Origin of the sequence: Candidatus Cardinium hertigii (assembly GCF_050864915.1) — a bacterium.
GTDB lineage: Bacteria > Bacteroidota > Bacteroidia > Cytophagales > Amoebophilaceae > Cardinium > Cardinium hertigii_D.
Map to the genome: position 1 here is coordinate 39150 of NZ_JBOZWY010000006.1, position 20241 is coordinate 59390.

General features: G+C 35.8%; 18 protein-coding genes and 3 pseudogenes. 12 read left to right on the plus strand and 9 right to left on the minus strand.

What is annotated here, in order from left to right; genetic code table 11:
• Nucleotides 1–106: 106 nt before the first annotated feature.
• From ACRRVD_RS03990 to rpsL, 7 genes are all read right to left on the minus strand, one after another.
• Nucleotides 107–976, minus strand: a complete 870-nt coding sequence (locus ACRRVD_RS03990) for an NAD(+)/NADH kinase (protein WP_432461830.1) — start codon at nt 974–976, stop codon at nt 107–109.
• A gap of 68 nt (nt 977–1044) precedes the next feature.
• On the minus strand, nt 1045–1350 hold the full coding sequence (locus ACRRVD_RS03995) for a septum formation initiator family protein (protein ID WP_432461831.1): 306 nt from the start codon (nt 1348–1350) through the stop codon (nt 1045–1047).
• A gap of 39 nt (nt 1351–1389) precedes the next feature.
• Nucleotides 1390–2676, minus strand: coding sequence for a DNA recombination protein RmuC (locus tag ACRRVD_RS04000; RefSeq protein ID WP_432461832.1), 1287 nt, complete (start codon nt 2674–2676; stop codon nt 1390–1392).
• A gap of 215 nt (nt 2677–2891) precedes the next feature.
• On the minus strand, nt 2892–3197 hold the full coding sequence (gene rpsJ, locus ACRRVD_RS04005) for a 30S ribosomal protein S10 (RefSeq protein ID WP_034576608.1): 306 nt from the start codon (nt 3195–3197) through the stop codon (nt 2892–2894).
• 19 nt (nt 3198–3216) lie between these two features.
• Complete coding sequence (gene fusA, locus ACRRVD_RS04010) at nt 3217–5358, minus strand: elongation factor G (RefSeq protein ID WP_432461833.1); 2142 nt, start codon at nt 5356–5358, stop codon at nt 3217–3219.
• Nucleotides 5359–5829: a 30S ribosomal protein S7 gene (gene rpsG, locus ACRRVD_RS04015; RefSeq protein ID WP_432461834.1), complete on the minus strand. Its 471-nt coding sequence runs from the start codon at nt 5827–5829 to the stop codon at nt 5359–5361.
• A gap of 55 nt (nt 5830–5884) precedes the next feature.
• Nucleotides 5885–6259 carry a 30S ribosomal protein S12 gene (gene rpsL / locus ACRRVD_RS04020; RefSeq protein WP_432461835.1) on the minus strand — a complete coding sequence of 125 codons (375 nt, stop codon included), beginning with the start codon at nt 6257–6259 and terminating at the stop codon, nt 5885–5887.
• A gap of 511 nt (nt 6260–6770) precedes the next feature.
• Here rpsL and ACRRVD_RS04025 point away from each other — a divergent pair.
• Together ACRRVD_RS04025 and ACRRVD_RS04030 are read left to right on the plus strand one after the other, a co-directional pair.
• The gene (locus tag ACRRVD_RS04025) at nt 6771–7508 is read left to right on the plus strand and encodes a rhomboid family intramembrane serine protease (protein WP_432461836.1); all 738 of its coding nucleotides are present in this window, start codon (nt 6771–6773) and stop codon (nt 7506–7508) included.
• 90 nt (nt 7509–7598) lie between these two features.
• Entirely contained in the window at nt 7599–7958 is a 360-nt protein-coding gene (locus tag ACRRVD_RS04030) for a phage holin family protein (protein ID WP_432461837.1), read from the plus strand.
• A gap of 155 nt (nt 7959–8113) precedes the next feature.
• On the opposite strand, the gene rpoN is transcribed toward ACRRVD_RS04030, so the two are convergent.
• Nucleotides 8114–9532 carry an RNA polymerase factor sigma-54 gene (gene rpoN / locus ACRRVD_RS04035; RefSeq protein WP_432461838.1) on the minus strand — a complete coding sequence of 473 codons (1419 nt, stop codon included), beginning with the start codon at nt 9530–9532 and terminating at the stop codon, nt 8114–8116.
• A gap of 124 nt (nt 9533–9656) precedes the next feature.
• Between rpoN and asnS the strand changes: the two genes are divergently transcribed.
• The 8 genes and pseudogenes from asnS to ACRRVD_RS04075 all read left to right on the plus strand — a co-directional run bounded on the left by asnS (nt 9657) and on the right by ACRRVD_RS04075 (nt 18698).
• Nucleotides 9657–11075: an asparagine--tRNA ligase gene (gene asnS, locus ACRRVD_RS04040; RefSeq protein ID WP_432461839.1), complete on the plus strand. Its 1419-nt coding sequence runs from the start codon at nt 9657–9659 to the stop codon at nt 11073–11075.
• A 102-nt stretch (nt 11076–11177) separates the two neighbouring features.
• Nucleotides 11178–11881 (plus strand): annotated as a pseudogene (locus tag ACRRVD_RS04045) (IS6 family transposase).
• A gap of 99 nt (nt 11882–11980) precedes the next feature.
• On the plus strand, nt 11981–12877 hold the full coding sequence (gene prmC / locus ACRRVD_RS04050) for a peptide chain release factor N(5)-glutamine methyltransferase (protein WP_432461840.1): 897 nt from the start codon (nt 11981–11983) through the stop codon (nt 12875–12877).
• 35 nt (nt 12878–12912) lie between these two features.
• Nucleotides 12913–13773: a hypothetical protein gene (locus tag ACRRVD_RS04055; RefSeq protein ID WP_432461841.1), complete on the plus strand. Its 861-nt coding sequence runs from the start codon at nt 12913–12915 to the stop codon at nt 13771–13773.
• A 54-nt stretch (nt 13774–13827) separates the two neighbouring features.
• Complete coding sequence (locus ACRRVD_RS04060) at nt 13828–14784, plus strand: Ppx/GppA phosphatase family protein (protein ID WP_432461842.1); 957 nt, start codon at nt 13828–13830, stop codon at nt 14782–14784.
• 66 nt (nt 14785–14850) lie between these two features.
• A protein-coding gene (locus ACRRVD_RS04065; protein ID WP_432461843.1) for an IS6 family transposase occupies nt 14851–15559 on the plus strand; the annotation gives its coding sequence in 2 pieces (ribosomal slippage) (nt 14851–15390 and nt 15392–15559; 708 coding nt in all).
• Nucleotides 15560–15639: 80 nt separating this feature from the next.
• Nucleotides 15640–16794 (plus strand): radical SAM family heme chaperone HemW, encoded by a 1155-nt coding sequence (hemW, locus tag ACRRVD_RS04070; protein WP_432461844.1) that lies wholly within the window; start codon nt 15640–15642, stop codon nt 16792–16794.
• A 65-nt stretch (nt 16795–16859) separates the two neighbouring features.
• Nucleotides 16860–18698, plus strand: a complete 1839-nt coding sequence (locus ACRRVD_RS04075) for an ABC transporter ATP-binding protein (protein WP_432461845.1) — start codon at nt 16860–16862, stop codon at nt 18696–18698.
• A 44-nt stretch (nt 18699–18742) separates the two neighbouring features.
• Here ACRRVD_RS04075 and ACRRVD_RS04080 read toward each other — a convergent pair.
• A pseudogene (locus tag ACRRVD_RS04080) lies at nt 18743–19040 on the minus strand (integrase core domain-containing protein); the annotation flags it as partial.
• Between the two features lie 65 nt (nt 19041–19105).
• Here ACRRVD_RS04080 and ACRRVD_RS04085 point away from each other — a divergent pair.
• Both ACRRVD_RS04085 and ACRRVD_RS04090 read left to right on the plus strand, forming a co-directional pair.
• Nucleotides 19106–19813: pseudogene (locus ACRRVD_RS04085) on the plus strand (IS6 family transposase).
• Between the two features lie 48 nt (nt 19814–19861).
• Nucleotides 19862–20152, plus strand: a complete 291-nt coding sequence (locus tag ACRRVD_RS04090; RefSeq protein ID WP_432461846.1) for an Rpn/YhgA-type helix-turn-helix domain-containing protein — start codon at nt 19862–19864, stop codon at nt 20150–20152.
• The last annotated feature ends 89 nt before the right edge of the window (nt 20153–20241 follow it).

The following is a 20241-nucleotide window of genomic DNA, read 5'->3' on the forward strand; positions in this document are numbered from 1 at the left end:
CATATAAAAATGCATTAATTATAAATTATTGGCCTAGATATTGGCGGCCTTTGTGCCCTATAATAGGTTTGGTTCTGTTACTTTTGTTTTACTGGATTTGTAACCGCTATTGTTTTCTAGCATCCAATCCCCAATACAGCTTTTCACGCAATACATCAAAAATAGTTGCATCACTAAACTGGACCAGTTTTAATAAAAAAGGAGCTTTTTTAACCACAAATTCTTCTTGCATAGTGATTGGGATAGTTCTTCCATCTATGGCCACCAGCATATCTTTATTATCGCGTTTTACTACGAAACTCAATAGGGCGGTATCAGGCACAACCAATGCCCGTAGGGCCAAATTATGAGGACTGATAGGTGTAATCACTAAGCTATTTGAACTAGTCAATACAATAGGGCCTGAGCAACTCAACGAATAGGCGGTAGAACCTGTAGGAGTGGCAATAATCAACCCATCTGCCCGATACGTAGTAATAAATTGTCCATCTATATAGCCATCAATGGTTAGTAAATTAATCTTATCTCGTTTCACCAGTGCTATTTCATTCAATGCAAAAGCAATGGGCACATCTGAACTATATAAGGCCAAAAGTATCCGCTCTTGTAGGGTATACTCCCCTTTAAAGAAAGCTACTAATCCAGCAATCGCCTCTGCTTGGGTAGTCCTAGTTAAAAATCCTAAATTACCTGTATGGATACCCAATAAAGGAATGGCATGCTCTTTAAGATAATGGGTAGTTTCTAGAAAAGTGCCATCGCCCCCTAAACTTATGATCAATTCTAAATCTAGTTGTAGATTTAACTGCTTTAAATCAAAAAGGGGTAGTTGGCAAAGCATAGATGGATGCAATAATTCAGCTAAAGTACTAGAAATTATTACCTGTTTTTGGTACATTTTTGCTAAAGTGACCAGTTTTTTTAAAAAATCTAAGGCAACTGGACAAATTTTTCTGCTATGTATGGCAATTGACATGAAGCTATTATATAAGATTTACATGTTATCAAAAACAGCTAAAAATTTAGCTATTCGTTTCCTCATCGCTATCCTGGTATAATAACGTATAAGTCTTCTTTCTCGCGTTTCATATAGTATTTTTCACGAGCAAGCTGCTCTAAAAAATCAGGATTAGCGGCAAGCTCTTTTTTTTCTTTTTTAATCTTTTGAATCTGAAAAGTGTAGTCAATCGCATCTGTTTGCAATTTTTTCCAACGTTTGTACAAGCTATATTGTACAAATATATTTTGATAATCAAAAAAAAACATCCATATTGTAAAAAATAGGATCGAAATAAAATAAAAATTTAACCATACTTTTTTAGTGGGGCGCATTGTATTTTTATAGTTCATATTAACTGCTACGGTTTAGACCGATGATCCCCTTATTTTTTAGTTTTGTTTGGCTCTATCTATGAGTTTTTGATCTAAGGCTTTGCTAGTGCGTGCGCCTAATTGTTTCATTTTCTCTGCTCTAGATACTAAACTTCCCTTTCCATCATATAGTTTTTTAGTCGCTTCTAGGAAGTTTTTTTGTGTTAAATCTAATTGTCGACCTATGTTTTTTATATCTTCTATAAAGGCAACAAATTTATCATATAAGGCACCACCTTGGGTGGCAATTTCTAAAGCATTTTGATTTTGATAGGCTTGCCTCCATAAATTTGCAATGGTACGGAGGGTGGCTATTAAATTCGATGGTGATACAATAACAATATTGCGTTCATAGGCTTCATTAAATAGCATGACTTCTTCTTGAACCGCTAGTGCAAATGCTGGCTCAATGGGTATAAACATTAAAACAAAGTCTAACCCTTGAAGGTTGTAAAGTGATTGATAGCGCTTCTCGCTTAGTGTTTTAATATGGCGCCTAATAGAGTGAATGTGTTGTTTAAGATGAAAAGCTTGTTCTGAGGGATGCGCATTGTTAAAAAACTGTTCATAATGGTTTAAAGATACTTTTGCATCAATGACAATATTTCGACCTTCTGGTAGATTAATGATTACATCTGGCTGCAATCTTTGTCCATCTTCTGTAGTAATAGAGGGTTGTATTACATATTCTCTATTTTTAACTAGCCCAGATTGGGTAAGAATATTTTCCAAAATAAACTCACCCCATCCTCCTTGTAATTTTGTATTTCCTTTCAGTGCTTTGGTGAGCCCTTCTGCTTCTTTTGTGATTTTTAGATTTAGGTCATGGAGTTGTTTTAGCTCTGTCCGTAAAGCTACATTTCTTTCCAAACTTTCTTGGTTGTATTGCGTTACCTGCTGGGAAAAGCCCTTAATTTTTTCGCTAAGTGGTGTTAATAACTGTTCCATTTGGCGTTGACTATGCTCTGAAAATTTTTTACTTTTTTCTTCTAATAGTTCATGTGCTAAGTTTTTAAAATGAATGGTCAGCTGCCTTTGAAGTTGTTCTAGAGATTGTCCTTGTTCGTCTATTTTTTCCTCTAAATGGTGGGTATGGGCGTGTGAAGCTCCTAATTCTTTAGTAATTTTCAGGTGTTTTTCTTGTAGTGTGTTAGATTGATATTGGCATTCTTCTAAATGCTTTTCCAGATGGGCAATTGTATTTTGTAAAGTTGAAATGGTCGCTTTGCTCAGAATCTTTGCTACCCACCATCCAATGGTTAAACCAATAAGCGCTGTGGTAATAAAGTAGATTAAGAACGGCATAGCGATCAAAAAATAGAAAAAAATAAAAGCATACTATCTATAAAAAGTTGCAAAAAGCCCATTCTCAAAATGGTCAAATAGTGCCCAATTTAGAACTTTTATCTAGCTGATTTGCGGGTTACTTTTAAGAACGGCTTTTTAACAAAACTTTTTCTAAAGTAGATTTTACTTTTGTAGCTTTTTTATATAAAGCTTATGGTTGTTTTATGGCAGCTTTAAACTTTAATTTCAACCTCTACACCACTAGGAAGTTCCAGCTTAGTCAATGCATCTACTGCTTTTGAACTACTAGAGTAAATATCTATCAACCTTTTATGGGTACAAAGTTGAAATTGTTCACGCGACTTTTTATTGACATGTGGCGACCGCAATACAGTGTATATTTCCTTTTTACCTGGAAGTGGAATAGGACCATTCACTACTGTTTTAGTAGCTTTCACAGCTTTAACAATGCTATCTGCTGATTTATCTAAGAGCACAGCATCGAATGATTTAAGTTTGATTCGAATTTTTTGATTCATATGATTGGTGCTTATGCTGCTATAGCGTTATGCCCTTTGCTTTATTAATAATCGCTTCTGCTAAATTTTTAGGAATAGGCTCATAATGGGAAAAAGTTAATGAAGCAGATGCCCTACCTGAGGTAATGGTCCTCAGGTCTGTAACATAACCAAATAGCTCTGCCAATGGTACGTCTGCTTTAACAATTTGTGTGCCCCCTTTACTGTCCATTCCTTTCATAATGCCCCTTCTTCTATTAAGATCTCCGGTTACAGAACCTGTAAACTCATTAGGCGTAGCTACTTCTACAGACATGATAGGTTCTAAAATTACAGGAGAAGCTTTTTGTGCAGCGGCCCTAAATCCAGCTCTAGCGGCCAATTCAAAAGATAGTGCATCTGAATCCACATCATGATAAGAGCCATGAAAGATTTTAACCCGCATGGATTCTACCGGATAGTTTGCCAATGGACCATTCTCCATAGCTGCTGTAAACCCTTTTTGAATAGCTGGAATAAATTCTTTAGGAATAACCCCTCCAATAATTTTATTTACAAATTCTAATCCAGGCTTAATCGATTCCCCTTCAACTATTTCTTTAGGTCCTATCTCAAAAACGATGTCTGCAAATTTACCTCTACCACCTGTTTGTTTTTTATAAACTTCTTTATGCTCTACCGTAGCAGTAAGTGCTTCTTTGTAGGCCACTTGTGGAGCACCTTGGTTGATTTCAAGTTTAAATTCACGCTTAAGCCGATCAATAATAATTTCCAAGTGCAACTCACCCATTCCTTTCAAAATGGTTTGGCCTGTTTCACGATTGGTTTCCATCCGTAAAGTTGGATCCTCTTCCATCAGCTTGGCAATGGATAGCGTCAACTTATCTTGGTCTGCCTGTTTTTTAGGTTCAATAGAATAACCAATTACCGGTTCTGGAAAGGTGATGGCCTCCAATATAGCTTTTTGCTTTTCACCCGTCAGGGTATCTCCTGTTTTAATTTCTTTAAAGCCTACTACTGCACAAATGTCTCCTGCTTGTACCCTATTGATAGGATTTTGTTTATTGGCATGCATTTGCATTAGACGCGCAATCCGTTCTTTTTTTCCTGTTCTATTGTTTTGAACATAGGATCCTGCATCTAGGGTACCAGAATAGACCCGTAAAAAAGCAAGCCTACCTACAAAAGGATCAGTGGCGATTTTAAAAGCCAATGCTGTGAATGGCTCACTATTCTCTGGTTTTCTAAGCATTAATTCTCCCGTATCTGGATGGGTGCAGGCTACTGCAGGTAAATCTAATGGAGACGGCAAGTAGGCACATGCTGCATCCAATAGTGCCTGGACCCCCTTATTCTTAAAGGCAGAACCACAGAGCACAGGGGAAAAAGAGAGGTCAATAACGGCTTTTCGAATGGCTGCCCTGATTTCATCTGGTGTAATCGCATCTGGATGGTCAAAGAATTTTTCCATTAATGCTTCATCATAACTGGCTACACTTTCAATCAGCTTTTGACGCCATTCTTCAGCAGTCTCTACTAAATCATCGGGAATAGATATAACCTGGTATGTCATACCTAAATCATGTTCATTCCAAACGATTGCTTCATTGGTAATCAAATCTACTATCCCTTTAAAGGATGTTTCACTGCCAATAGGAATTTGCAAAGGAACAGGATTGGCTCCTAACTTTTCCTTGATTTCATTCAATGCATTAAAAAAATTTGCACCGGCTCTATCCATTTTGTTTATAAAGCAGATACGGGGCACCTTATATTTATCTGCTTGATGCCAAACCGTTTCAGATTGCGGTTCTACACCAGATACGGCACAAAATAAAGCGACAGCGCCATCTAAAACACGCAAAGAACGCTCTACTTCTACTGTAAAATCTACGTGACCAGGTGTGTCAATAATGTTTACCTTGTAGGTTTGGGTCTTATCAGCTGTTTTGCCCTGTATCGTAGGATATTTCCAAAATGTAGTCGTAGCAGCAGAGGTAATAGTAATGCCACGCTCTTGTTCTTGAGCCATCCAATCCATCACAGCCCCCCCATCATGTACTTCACCTATTTTATGGGTTAGCCCTGTGTAATATAAAATACGTTCTGTAGTAGTCGTTTTACCCGCATCAATATGGGCCATGATGCCTATATTTCTTAAAAAAGTTAGTTCGCCTGCCATTTATCTCAGGTTAAAGTGTGAGTAGGCTCTACTGGAACTTGCCATTTTATGGGTATCTACCTTACGCTTGAAAGCAGCTCCTTCTTCCTTAGCAGCTGCAATGATTTCATTGGTAAGCTTTTCTTTCATAGTCTTTTCTCCGCGCGATCTTGCGTAAGCAATCAACCATTTCATACCTAAAAACACCCTTCTATCTGGCCTTATTTCAACGGGAACTTGAAGCGTAGCCCCACCAACACGTCGACGTTTGACTTCCAAAGTGGGCGTTACGTTTTGGAGCGCTTTGCGCCAAATTTCCAATCCTTCTTCTTTTGTTTTGTAAGAAAGTGCTTCAATGGTATCATAAAAAATGCTAAAAGCAAGACTTTTTTTACCTCGTTCCATTAATCCGTTTACAAACCTAGTTACAAGCGGATCACCATATTTATAGTCGGGTGCCAATACTCTTTTTGTAGCTTGTTTTCTTCTCATATTATTTCTTTCACTGAAACTAATCTTTTTCTGGAGCTATTTAAATGTCACCCTGTTACTTTTTTTGTTTTTTAGCACCATACACAGATCTACCTTGACATCTTCCACTTACACCTGAGGTATCCAACACACCACGAATAATAGAATAGCTGACACCTGATAAATCTTTTACGCCCCCTCCTCTGATCAGAACAATAGAGTGTTCTTGCAAGTTATGACCTTCCCCAGGAATATACGTGTTCACTTCTTTACCCGTTGTGAGACGTACCCTAGCTACTTTTTTCATAGAAGAGTTAGGTTTTCTTGGCTTCATAGTATACACTTTGATGCACACACCCCTTCGCTGCGGACATGATGCAAGCGCTGGAGATTTGGAAGCAGAAGAAATTTTTTTTCTCCCTTTTCTTACGAGCTGTTGTATGGTTAACATGTACTATATTGAATTATTTATAATTTTTGTTTTAATCCTAAAGGTGTGCAAATTTAAGAAAATTATAAGCCTATATCAAAATCTTAAGCAGGCTAACAAATTGCCTATGAAAACTGACCAGCTGAATATACGTATTAATATTAATTATTTCTAATAATTAGCATACTTAAGGTTGCTTGTATGGGTAAAATGTTTAGCGCTACTGAATGGCTCTATCGCAAATGATCGTTCGGTAGGCGCTAGGAAAGCTGTGCTATATCTTATTTCATGGCCAGCGAATGCTTTTTTGGACACCCCTTTATCTCTTAGCTGTAGGGGATAATAGTTAAAATATACAATAAGTTTTTGTAAATTTAGTAGTCTAACTAAAATATATTGTAACCCTTAGCATGGTATTATTTTGTATACTAAATCTAAATAGAAAAACCCAGTAGATGTGGTAAGTATTTTGCAGATAGCATGTATTAAAATAGTCTTTGATTCTGGTAGTTTTTGTTAATTTCTAGTGGTTATGCATATGGTTTACCTCTATTTTCGCAATCAGTTTAAAGCGTCTAAGAATGGGTTGAGACAACTGATTTTAATACATATTTTTAGTTTTCTATTTCTGTTTTTGCTTGATACTGCGTGTTATATCTGCGGTTGTAAAGATTACTTTTTGTGGCTTTATAGACAATTAACTTTTCCTTCTCTCTATCCATTGTTGCTACAGCGACCATGGACCATTATTACCTACTCTTTCATCCATAAAGGTTTTATAGATTTGTTTTGGGACATTTTTATATTATATATCTTTGCGCAAAGCATACCAGCCATTGTACGTTCAAAACATATGTTCCGCCTCTATAGTTTGGGACAAATAGTAGGTGCAGTTGTTTTTGGTATACTATACCACTTTTCGCCACCTTTTAAGGGCATTGCTACTGATCTTACTGGTCCTTCAGCGGCCATTTATGCTATTATGGCCGCTGTTTGTGTATCCATGCCTCATTTAAGGTTGTATTGCTTCTTTTTCTCGTTGCCATTAAGATATATTGCACTTGCTTTGCTGTTGATCCCGCTTTTCCATCTGCGCCATCTGCCCACGCAATATGCAGGTGCTTACTTAGCCCAGTTGGCTGGCGCGCTGGTTGGATATGTTTATGGCAAGCTTTGTAAAAATGATATGGATATGAACCAGTCCTTTTTTAGTACACATACGCATGGTATACATAGGACCCATATGTCTGTTAAGGTTACCAAGCAGTAGGATGGTTAGTATATCGAATAGCCTATATTCTTAACCATGTAAAATCTACTCAACCAAAGTTAATTTTTGTATTTACCTCACTTTAGCAGAATGTTTTTTAGAATTGTAAAAATAGTAAGTAAGCTATTTGGAATGGCTTGTATGGTGGAACTAGTAAGAGAAAAGTTGGTCATATTAATCTATGCATTCCAGGATAGCCTGAAAAAAAAGGCTAAAAAAGTAGGCTGGATCTTGTTGATCTTTTCCACAGCTTTTATCCTATTTGGTTTAGGATTGCGTTTCTTATTACTTGGACTGGCCTGCTGGCTGAATCAAATCTTTGCGAGTAACTACATTGGTTTTTTGATGGTAGCATTTTTTTGTTTTTTAATGCTAGCAGCTGTATTGCTTATGTTGCGCAGCCATATTAATGACCAAGGAGCTGATCAGGAAAGAATTACGAATGGCTAATGGATAGGTCTCTCGCGTCTGTAGTTTATTTTGTATAGCCCCTCTCCCTTATCTTAATTTTTCGGTTTATTATAACACAATCTTTTAGAAAGACCCGGATAACTATACACTACAATTTTTACTGTCTGTACCATCAAATCTTGACTTTCTACAGATTATATGAGTACCTTTCGCAACCTAGCAACTGGTAGGTGCAATTGCTTTCTGTATTTAGTTACGGTACGGCGTGCCACATTGTATCCCTCAGCTGCCAATAACCCTACAATACCTTCATCCGAGTAAGGATTTTCTTTATGCTCACTATTAATTAACTCTAAAATTCTGTTTTTAACAACTTTATTGCTAATATCTTCTCCAGTAGATCTGTTGATGCCTTCAGAGAAAAAAAACTTTAAAGGATATACACCAAACTTACCTTGTACTGACTTTTGGTTGACAATTCTTGAAATAGTAGAAGCATCCATACCAACTTTATCGGCTACATGTTGCAAAACCATCGGCTTTAATTTATCAGTTTCTTCCTCTTCTGAAAAGAAAGCATATTGCAGTTGTAAAATTGCTTCCATGGTCTTTAAAAGTGTTTGACTCCGCTGACTTAGTGCTTCCATAAACCATTTGGCATACTCTAGATTTTTTCTTAAAAAGGCAATCATCTCCTGACTTTCTAGATCTTGTTTACGCTTTTTTTCATACGTTTCCAGTATACTAAGATATCTTTTATTAAAGCGTGGCTTATAAACAGGGTAGTGGACCAGTTCAACGCTAAGCTTGCCTTGATTTTCTAAAATTATAAAGTCTGGAGTAAGATAATCATTGCTATACGTTATTCCATTATTATATTGGCCTGGTCTGGGATTAAGTCGAGCAATATGCACCAGTGCCTTCTTCAAAAGATTTGTGTCAGCAAGTCCTAATTTTTTAACGATGATTTCATAGTGTTTCTTCGTAAAAGCTTCAAAACAACTACTTACCACACGCTGTGACAACTGAATGAGCGGATCTTTCTGATTTTGCCCTTTCAGTTGAATTAATAAACACTCTTGTAGATTTCTAGCTGCAATACCAGGTGGATCTAAATGCTGAATAGCCGTTAATACTTCTTCAACTTCTTCTAAAGAAAGTTCTAAATAATGCATTACATGAAGATCTTGTACAACTGTTTCCAAATCACATGAAAGGTAGCCATCTTGATCTAAACTACCAATTAGATGTTCGCCTATTATATACCCTACTTTATTTAAGTGGAGCAAATGAAGTTGTTCTCTTAACTTTTCTTGTAGTGAAACAATAGATGGAGTCCAAAGGTCACGAGTGGGGTTACCCTCTGTTTTATATATTTTTTTATTTAAATCATTTGAACGATAATCAGAAAAATCCTGAGCAAGTTGTTCGGATATGCAAGATACTTCTTCACTTTCTACCTCTTTTACCTCATCTAATAAAGGATTCGTGGCGACCTCTTTTGAGATGTAGTCGTTAAGTGCTATAGTAGGTACTTGCAATAACTTAACAAATTGAATTTGTTGTCCAGATAATTTCTGCGTTAACCGTTGTTCTAATTGTAACTTCTGCATCTTAGCATTCAGTTGGATTAAATAAAAACTATTTATAGATTAGATTTTGCTCGGTATGTTATATAGCTATACCGGGAAAATATGAATCTTTCTATACTATTCCTATACTAATAAAGAGAATACGTTGTATCGCAAAATTAAAGAACTTTTACAATTTGGCACAGTTGGTTGTGCAATTGAAACAAAAGGTTGGATTCGCACCAAGCGTATCAATAAGAAAGTTATATTTCTTACGATAAATGACGGTTCTTGCCAACAAAACTTACAGGTAGTTATGGCACCATCTGCACTTCCTAAGGCACTGCTGAATCAACTGATTACAGGTGCTAGTATTGCAGTATCTGGCAATCTTGTGGCCTCAAAAGGAAGCAATCAATTGGTGGAATTACATGGTTGCCAACTGACCCTACTGGGTAATGCTCCAGGTTACCCCTTACAACCCAAAGCCCATTCGTTAGAATTTCTACGCACATGGCCACATCTTCGTTTTCGCACCAATACTTTTGGTGCGGTGTTTCGCATTAGACATGCCGTTAGTTATGCCATTCACCATTTTTTTCACGATCGTGGTTTTTTTTATCTGCACACGCCTATTATTACTGCAGCTGATGCAGAAGGTGCAGGAGAATTATTTCGTGTAACCAGTCTGAATATTGCCCATTTACCTAAAAATCTAGATGGTAGTATTGATTTTAGAGAAGATTTTTTTAATCACCCTACCAACTTAACCGTCTCTGGACAACTTGCTGCAGAAGCAGCTGCGATGGGACTAGGAGCAGTCTATACTTTTGGTCCTACTTTTAGGGCAGAAAATTCTAATACAACCAGACACTTAGCGGAATTTTGGATGGTTGAACCAGAGGTAGCTTTTAATAACCTGGAAGATACTATTGCGCTTGCAGAAGCGTTGTTAAAATTCGTATTAGACTATGTACTAAAACAGTGTCCCACAGAACTAGATTTTTTGAACCAACGGTCGCTTAGCTGTAGAAGTGAACAAGATAGAGCTGGGGTTTCCCTGTTAGAACGGTTACGATTCGTATTGGCAGAGCCTTTCGCTTGTATTACCTACACCGAAGCCATTGCCCTTTTAAAGGAATCTGAATCAAACAAGCATGGCAAATTTGTCTATCCTGTTACCGATTGGGGTATGGATCTTCAATCAGAACATGAACGATATTTGGTAGAACATTTTTTTAAAAGACCTGTAGTAGTAACCGATTATCCAAAAGATATTAAGCCATTTTACATGCGACAAAATGATGATGGCAAAACAGTAGCAGCTATGGATCTGCTTTTCCCTGGTATAGGAGAAATTATTGGGGGGGGGCAAAGAGAAGAGCGCATAGATTATTTAGAAAAATCAATGCAGTGTATCTCTATTCAAGATTTAAACTGGTATTTGGATACCAGACGTTTTGGTACCATACCCCATAGCGGATTTGGTTTAGGGCTTGACCGATTGATATTGTTTATAACGGGTATGGAAAACATACGTGATGTTATTCCATTTCCACGTACACCAGGTCATGTACCTTGTTAAGTGGCTTTATCACATCTATATTTGATTGCATATAGCTTGGTTCTGTCGCGTTTGTTTTAAGGAGGCAGTTATTTTAGTATTTTTAGTTAAAAAGTAACTAAGATGTTGTCTATTATACCCAAATTATTGCCTTACTTTAAAGGATTTTGTTCATCAGGTGAGGTAATCCTGTTGTTTGTATGAAATGTCGTTTTTCTATAATCTATAGAGATTTGGAAGAGGTGATGCATATGAGAGACGCAAAGATTGATCACTCTACTTTACAAAGATGGGTTATAAAATTTGTTTCCCTGATAGATCAAGCAGTAAGAAAAAGAAAACGCGTAGTTGGTAATAGTTGGAGAATGGATGAAACGTATGTTAAACTAAAAGGGAAGTGGATCTATTTATATAGAGCAGTAGATCGTTATGGAAATACAGTTGAGTTTTTTCTATGTGAGCGTAGAGATAAATCTGCAGCTCTTTATTTTTTTCGTAAGGCTATCAGAGAGAATAACCTTCTATCCAAAGTGGTAGTTGACAAAAGCGGCAGTAATAAAGCTGCTCTTGATGTGTTAAATACAGAATTAGATGAAGATTATAACATTCAAATACTTCAAAACAAATACTTTAATAATAGAGTTGAGCAAGATCATAGGTTTATCAAAAAACGGATAAAACCCATGCTAGGGTTTAAGAGTTTCCATACTGCTTCCATTACTATAAAAGGAATAGAAAATATTAGAATCATTCAAAAAGGACAATTAATCGGAGCTAAAAAACAGCTATCTACTTTTGAGAACTTCACTAAACTTATGGGCGAATAATAATTAAAATTCAAGATAAGCGGAAGATCCAGGAAAAATTAAACATAGATGCGACAGAGCCCTCTATGAGTCCATCAAATTGTATTTTATATAAATCCAATGAATCGATTTTGTAACAATTCATCTTCTGTAGTTGAAATGCCTCTTCGCACATTATCAGATCTATTGTCCCAGTCATTAGCCTTGGCTATACCTAACCAACTAGAATGTCGTGCTATAGTACAACAATTATTGAACTATTATTTACAAGTTGATCTAACAGATTATATACTCAATCCACTGTGTACCATTTCACCTGCTGTTCAAGAAAATATTTTGGATGGGTTAGGTAGATTAAAAAAGTATGAGCCAATTCAATATGTTATTGGCGCTACCTATTTTTTGGGTAATCTCTTTAAGGTAACGCCTGCTGTATTGATTCCACGACCAGAAACAGAAGAATGGGTAGCATTTTTAATGCGTCATCTTTCACCTCCCACCTCTATCCTAGATATAGGAACCGGTAGTGGTTGTATTGCTATTACGCTTAAGAAGCAATTTCCAGAGGCTTTAGTAGATGCGCTTGATATAAGTAAAGAAGCGTTAGAAGTTGCTGCTTATAATGCAATGCAGTTAGGTGTAGCCGTTCGTTTTATAGAAGCAGATATTTTAACAGATCCACTTCCTTCATGTAATTGGTCCTTAATCGTTAGCAATCCCCCCTATGTGTCCATACAGGAAAAGTCTCTTATGCATCCAAATGTGCTAGACTATGAACCTCATTTGGCTTTATTTGTCCATGATGATCCACTTCTATTCTATAGACAAATTATTCAATGCGCGGTTCGTCATTTGTGCCGTAACGGTATACTTTGTTTAGAGATTAATGAAACATTAGGTGAAAAGATTGTAGATTTATTGCGTTGCGCGAATTTTAAGCAAATAGCTTTATATAAGGATATACGTCAAAAAGACAGATGGATTATGGCTGTATTAAAGCATAAGCCTAGTATCTGAGTGGTAGATTTAATTTAAATATTGGTATTTTAACTATGGAGTGTGCATTAGCGATAAAGATCTTACGTATTGCCGTTCTCTATACATTTTTTAGTATTAGAGTCTTTGGAGCTAATCCAGAAAATATCTCTATGGTTGATACCCATGGCTTGCGCTTTCAGCAAGCGCAAGCAGATGCTGATTTAGAAATATCCAACAGGTTTTCAAAAAAAGAGGGTACCCAGATAGAAAAAGGGGAATATCCATTGGTAAAGGTGGCACATAGAAATGTTATGGATCTTTTACGGCTCTCTTTGGTCGCTAAAACTATGCACGTGGCTAATTATACGCCTATTTTACAGGATGTTGGAATAAGGGTAGATTGGGTTAAGTTTCTACAAAATGTGTGGAAAAGTGGACAAGAAAGCTATGGAGTAGGGATTGACTGCCATTCGATTGGTCCAATACAGTTCTCCATTGATGCAGTCTACGGATCTTATCAGCTGCAAGAAAAAGATTGTAATCGTAACTCAAAGGGATACTATGGTTTAGTAGCTCTACTATATGTCATCCACCCCAATCCGCTTACCAATGCTTATTATGGTATCGCTTATGGGCATAGCCGATTTGACCTTATTACCTCTTATAATAACGCTCTAACTTCTGCGGTCGAGCCCCTTATAGCAGGTTGGATTCAGTTGGTTGGAGGCTCTGAGTATAGATTGGTATCTCAACTTTATGGAGGGATGCGGCTTGGAATAGCCCATCGTTTGCATTGGACCAAAAATAATAATGATCATCAGGTATTGAACTATTATGTTCCAGGTTATGGTAGAATAGTAAACAAACTAATGTCCGATCTAACATTGTATCTAAAATGGAGTATCTCATTCCTTGAAAAGAAAGTAGTTATTTAGTTTTATGGTATTTAATAAAATAAGCAGTAAAACAGCTTTTTAATGGTAATTATTATGTCGAAATTAGCTGTTATTGATTTGGGTACTAATGTTATAAATGTTTTAGTAGGGGAAATTGATCGAGAAAAGTATACCGTACTTTACGAAGAAAAAATTATAAGAGCTATGGCTCAAGAGCCCCTAGATTCTACTCATATCTCATTAGAAGAACAAAAAAATATTGTAAATACAATGGTAACCATTAGAAAAAAGTTAGATGCAGAGGGTGTCCGCTTTATGGTTGCCAAGGCTACAAGCCTCCTACGTGATGCATCTAATGCAGCTGAAGTCATTAAAGCAATTTGTTCTGAAACCGATATTCGAGTAGAAATTATTTCTGGTATAGACGAAGCTATGTTAATTTATCAGGGTGTTGCTTCTTCTTTTGGATTAACAGATAGGGATGGCTTAATTGTTGATATAGGTGGCGGCAGTGTAGAGTGTATTATCTTTGACCATCTACAATCTTTGTGGGCAGGAAGTTTTAAACTAGGTATACGTCGTGTTGCTGCTCAATTTCCCTATAATGCGCCTATTACGCCTCTTCAAGTAGCGCTTTTAGAAGACTATTATCGTACTGCTTTGGCACCGCTTTTTGTTGAAACTAAGCTATATAGACCCAGTCAACTTGTTGGAAGTTCTGGTGCTTTTCGTACATTACTAATGTTATATAAATCTTACTATGGTGCTTCAGCTATTGAAACAAATAGTAGTATAAAAAGAGTCTCTGCAGAGCAGTTTTTTAAAATTTATGAAATTATACGAACCACTCCTGTAGATATTTGGCAAAAACAGCTTGCTATTGAACCTGTTTTTTTAAAGCTAATTCCATTATCTGCTGTTCTTATTAAAGTAATTATTAAAGCATGTCATCTAAAAGAAATTATTATTTCAGATAATGCGCTAAGAACCGGATTATTTATTCAAGAATGGAATCGTTTAAAACAAAAAAATTTATTTAGTGGCGCCTGAAGGGTTCTGTCGCATTTGTTTTAAGGCGTCAGTTAATTTATTAATTTTAGTCAAAAATTGACCAAAATGTTTACTATTACCCATAGATTATTGCCCTATTTTAAAGGATTTTGTTCTTCACCGGAGTTAATCTTGTTATTTGTCTACATGAAATGTCGTTTTTCTTTAAGCTATAGAGATATAGAAGAAATGATGCATATAAGAGGTGCAAAGATTGATCACTCTACCTTACAAAGGTGGGTCATTAAATTCATTCCACTCATAGATCAAGAAGTAAGAAAAAGAAAACGCCCAGTTGGTAGTAGCTGGAGGATGGATGAAACTTACGTCAAATTAAATGGTAAGTGGATTTATTTATATAGAGCAGTAGATCGTTATGGAGATACAGTTGATTTTTTTCTAAGTGCACGTAGAGACAAGTCTGCAGCTCTTTCTTTTTTTCGTAAGGCTATCAAAGATAATAACACTCCATCCAAAGTAGTAGTTGACAAAAGCGGTAGTAATAAGGCTGCTCTTGATACGTTAAATACAGAACTAGATCAAGATCACAAGATTCAAATATTTCAAAACAAATACTTGAATAATAGAGTTGAACAAGATCATAGATTCATTAAAAAAACGGATCAAACCCATGCTAGGGTTTAAAAGTTTCCATGCTGCTGCAATTACTATAAAAGGGATAGAAAATATTAGAATCATTCAAAAAGGACAATTAATCGGAGCTAAAAGACAAGCATCTACTTTTGATAACTTTGCTAAACTTATGGCCGCATAATATCCAAATTTCAAGACAAGGGAGAAAACTATACAAAATTAAATACAGATGCGACAGAGCCCTGCAACCAACCTATACCATTGATCTCAATACAAGAAAACAGTCATGCAGCTATCTATCTGCATATTCCATTTTGCAAACAAGCATGCCACTATTGTGCCTTTCACTTTAGCACAAATTTAAAGCTTAAATCATTGGTAATCAAAAGTATGCTTAAAGAAATTAAGCTACGTCAGAATGATTTAAAAGGTATGCCGATTACCAGCATTTATTTTGGGGGAGGTACGCCTTCTTTATTATCCCTTTCAGAAATAGACCAACTATTGAATCAAGTGGTACGATATTTTCCTATAGCGCCATCAGCAGAGGTTACTTTAGAGGCAAATCCTGATGACATCACCTTAGAAAAATTGCAAGGATGGCATCATATGGGTATCAATAGACTTAGCATAGGGATACAGTCCTTTAATGATACTGTATTGCGTTATATGAATAGAGCCCATACGGGTGCAATGGCACAAAGAAGTATAGCGTGGGCACGTGCTGCTGGTTTTAATAATTTAAACATAGACCTTATGTATGGGCTTTCTGTTACTACTACACAGGATTGGTCTGCCGACTTAACGCAAGTCCTATTGCTGGCACCAGAGCATATTTCTGCCTATTGTTTAACCATTAAACCCAAAACCGTATTGGGTTATTGGCATCAAAAAGGCATCATGGTTGAAGCAGATGAAACACTAACGGTAGAACAGTTTGAATGGGCAGTAGAAACTTTCTGTAAACAGGGATATGTCCACTATGAAATTTCTAATTTCTGCAAGCCGGAAAAATATTCTAGACATAATACCAACTACTGGAAATCAGGTCCATATATAGGTATAGGACCCGGTGCACATAGCTACAATCGGTTACAAAGACAATCGAATATTGACCATAACGGAATTTATGTTAAGGCGATTCAATATGGCAAGCTTCCCTATACCGAGGAAATATTAACAATTGCCAATCATGTAAATGAATACATTATGACCAATATTAGAACCTGCTGGGGATGTGATTTTGATTGGATTTATAAAAAATATGCTATTGACCTGATGTATATACAAAAAGATTATTTAAAAAAAATTATACTACGTGGATTGGGCTATATGAACGATCATACACTTTATTTAACAAATAGTGGTAAATTACTAGCGGATCAAATAGCTAGTGATCTTTTTGTGGAGGATTAATAGTTGAGATAGCATCATCAATCTAATTTTTATCGTTAGATCAATAAGGGTAATATTCATTTTCAATGCGCACTTATTCTAGAATTTTAGATTACGCAGGGCCTTGGAGAAGATGCGCTTTGTATTATTTTTTTGCCATCTTGCTGTCCATTTTTTTTGGATTGGCCACCTATGGTTTGGTGATTCCTTTGCTTAAAATACTATTTAACCAAGAAGAGTTAAACCGTCTATTGTTGGATCAGCAATGTTTTCCAAAACCACACCTCGATATACATTATTTAACCAAATTATTTAATTATTGCTTTATAAGCATCATTATACATCAAGGTAAAATACATGCACTTTTTTGGTTGGCATTTTTATTTATGTTGTCTAACGCAATTAGTGTATTTTTCAGGTATATAGCAGATGTTACCATGGCTAAAGTACGCATAAATCTAGTGCATAATTTACGTTTGGCACTTTTTAAACACATCTTAGCCCTTCCTACACAATACTTTACCCGTCAAAAAAAAGGAGATATAATAGCACGTATTACTGTTGATATTCAAGAAATCGAACATGCAATATCAGATACTTTACGGGTATTTTTAAAAGAACCGACTCAACTCTTTTGTTACATAGCTGTGCTATTTTACATGTCGCCAAAACTTAGTCTATTTACCCTACTGTTTTTACCGATTGCTGGATGGGCTATAGCTAAAATTATACAATCCTTGCGTAAATGGACCGATCAAACCCAAAAGTCACTGGGCAACTTAATGAATGTAACTGAAGAGACGATAAGTGGTATGCAAGTTATAAAAAATTTTGGGGCCCAGAAATATGCTATTGATCAGTTTAAAAAAGAAGCAAAGTGGTATATCGGTACCCATATGGGAGTAGCTAAAAAAAGCTATATGATTGTTCCTATATCTGCATCATTGAGTGTGGGAGCAGTTTCCATTATACTTGCCTACGGTGGCCATTTGCTTCTTTTAGATCGTAGCATGCTTACACCCAGTACTTTTATTGCATACATTATTATTTGTTCCCAAACACTTATACCGATTAAAATGATGGCAAGATGTATCGGCCATATTCAAAGAGGTACGGCTGCTGGAAGACGTATTTTCGATTTATTAGATGAAAAATCTGAGTCGAAAAAAAATTTAAGAACCCATACCGCTACCACATTCAAAAGTACGATCATTTTTAAGGATGTTTCTTTTGCTTATGAGGATACAAAAAAGGTTTTACATCGGGTCAATTTTACGATTCAAAAAGGTGAAACAGTTGCATTAGTTGGTGCTTCTGGATCGGGGAAATCCACTCTTTTATCCCTTCTATCGGGGCTTTATCAGCCAAATGATGGAGCCATTGAAATAGACCATCTACCTATTTCCCATATTAATGAAGCATCGTTACATCGTTTAATAGGCATTGTTGCGCAAGAATCTATTTTATTTCACGATACAATCTTTAATAATATTACCCTCAATAGACCAAGATTTAGCAAGACAGAGGTGATAGAAGCGGCTCGAATAGCTTGTGCACATCATTTTATTATGAACTTACCCCAAGCATATGATACCATCATTGGAGAAAATGGAAATAAACTCTCTGGTGGTCAAAAACAATGTATTTGTATTGCAAGAGCCATATTAGGCCATCCACCTATCTTAGTTTTAGATGAAGCAACTTCAGCTTTAGATACTGCTTCTGAACGAAGGCTACAAAAAAGTCTTGAATTATTTATTAAAGATAAAACCTCTATTGTGGTAGCCCATAGGTTAAGTACCATTTGTCATGCTGATAAAATTATTGTATTAGAGCAAGGGAAAATAGTAGAAGAGGGAACCCCTGCAACGTTATTGGCACAAGAAGGACTTTGTAAAAAATTATTTTTAGGACAAAAAAGTTAGGTGTAGTAGTCAGATTTAATCTTGACAGGAATAAAAATTATAGTTTAGTTGTCAGTTAAGTCTAGGTTGTCAGCCATGTTTTTAATATAGGCGATTTGATTATTTTATTTCAAGGTACTAATTTTTACTATCCTTCCAAGTTTGCATCTGAGTTTTCCGAACCAATATTTCCAAGAGTGAGGTCGCTCATAATTGTAGTAAGCAACCAGTAATCTACATCTTCTTGTAAATCATTAGATTCTATAGATTTTTTACGCATGCTGTATCAAAAATTCCGTTTCATAGTTTTTTAAAACGCTCACAAAATCCATTGGTTTGCGGTGAATAGGATTTAGTAACCGTAGCGGTTCTGTCGCATTTGTTTAAGTCGCGGTTATTTTAGGTAATTTTAGTTAAAAATTGACTAAATGATTTTACTATTGCCCGTAGATTCATTGCCATATTTTAAAGATTTTGTTCATCAGCCAGATTTAATCCTTCTATTTGTGTATATAAATGTCGTTTTTTTTAAGCTATAGAGACTTGAAGAGATGATGCATATGAGAGCGCAAATATTGATCATTCTACTTAACAAAGTGGGTCATTAAGTTCATTCCCCTCATTAGATCAAGACGTAAAGAAAAGAAAACGCCCAGTTGTAGTAGCTGGAGGATGGATGAACTTAACGTCAAATTTAAATGGTAAGTGGATTCTATTTATATAGAGCAGTAGATCGTTATGGAGATACAGTTGATTTTTTTCTAAATGAACGTAGAGACAATTCTGCAGCTCTTTCTTTTTTTCGTAAGGCTATCAAAGAAAATAAGACTCCTTACAAAGTGGTAGTTGACAAAAGCGGTAGTAATAAATCTGCTCTTGATGCATTAAATACAGAACTAGATCAAGATCACAAGATTCAAATATTTCAAAACAAATACTTGAATAATAGAGTTGAACAAGATCATAGGTTTATCAAAAAACGGATAAAACCTATGTTGGGATTTAAGAATTTTCATTCGGCTAACATTACCATTACAGGAATAGAAAACATTATAATTATTCAAAAAGGACAACTAATCGGAGCTAAAAAACAAGAATCTACTTTTGAGAACTTCGCTAAACTTATGGCCGCATAATATCCAAAATTCAAGACAAGAGAGAGAATTATACAAAATTAAATACAGATGAGACAGAGCCGTGTTAAATACATTCCAAGTATTGAAGTAAAAGATCATTTTGAAAAAAAACTTAAAACCATACACCAAGCTTTTAAAGAAGAAATAAAACTCACCAAAAAACAAAGTAAAGAAAAAGGGAAAAAACAGGGTAGACAAGAAGGAATCCGAATAGGTCAAGAAAAGGGTAAAATGGAAATCGCTAAATCTATGCTACAAGAGGGAGATCCAGTAGAAAAAATTATACGGATTACTGGTTTATCCATCAAACAAGTAGAACAGCTAAACCAGGTGGATTAAATTATATAAAAACTACCTATCTTTCAGTATGCTCCAAGCTTATATATCCTTAAATAAAAGGAAAAGTATATCGATTATAAAATAATAAT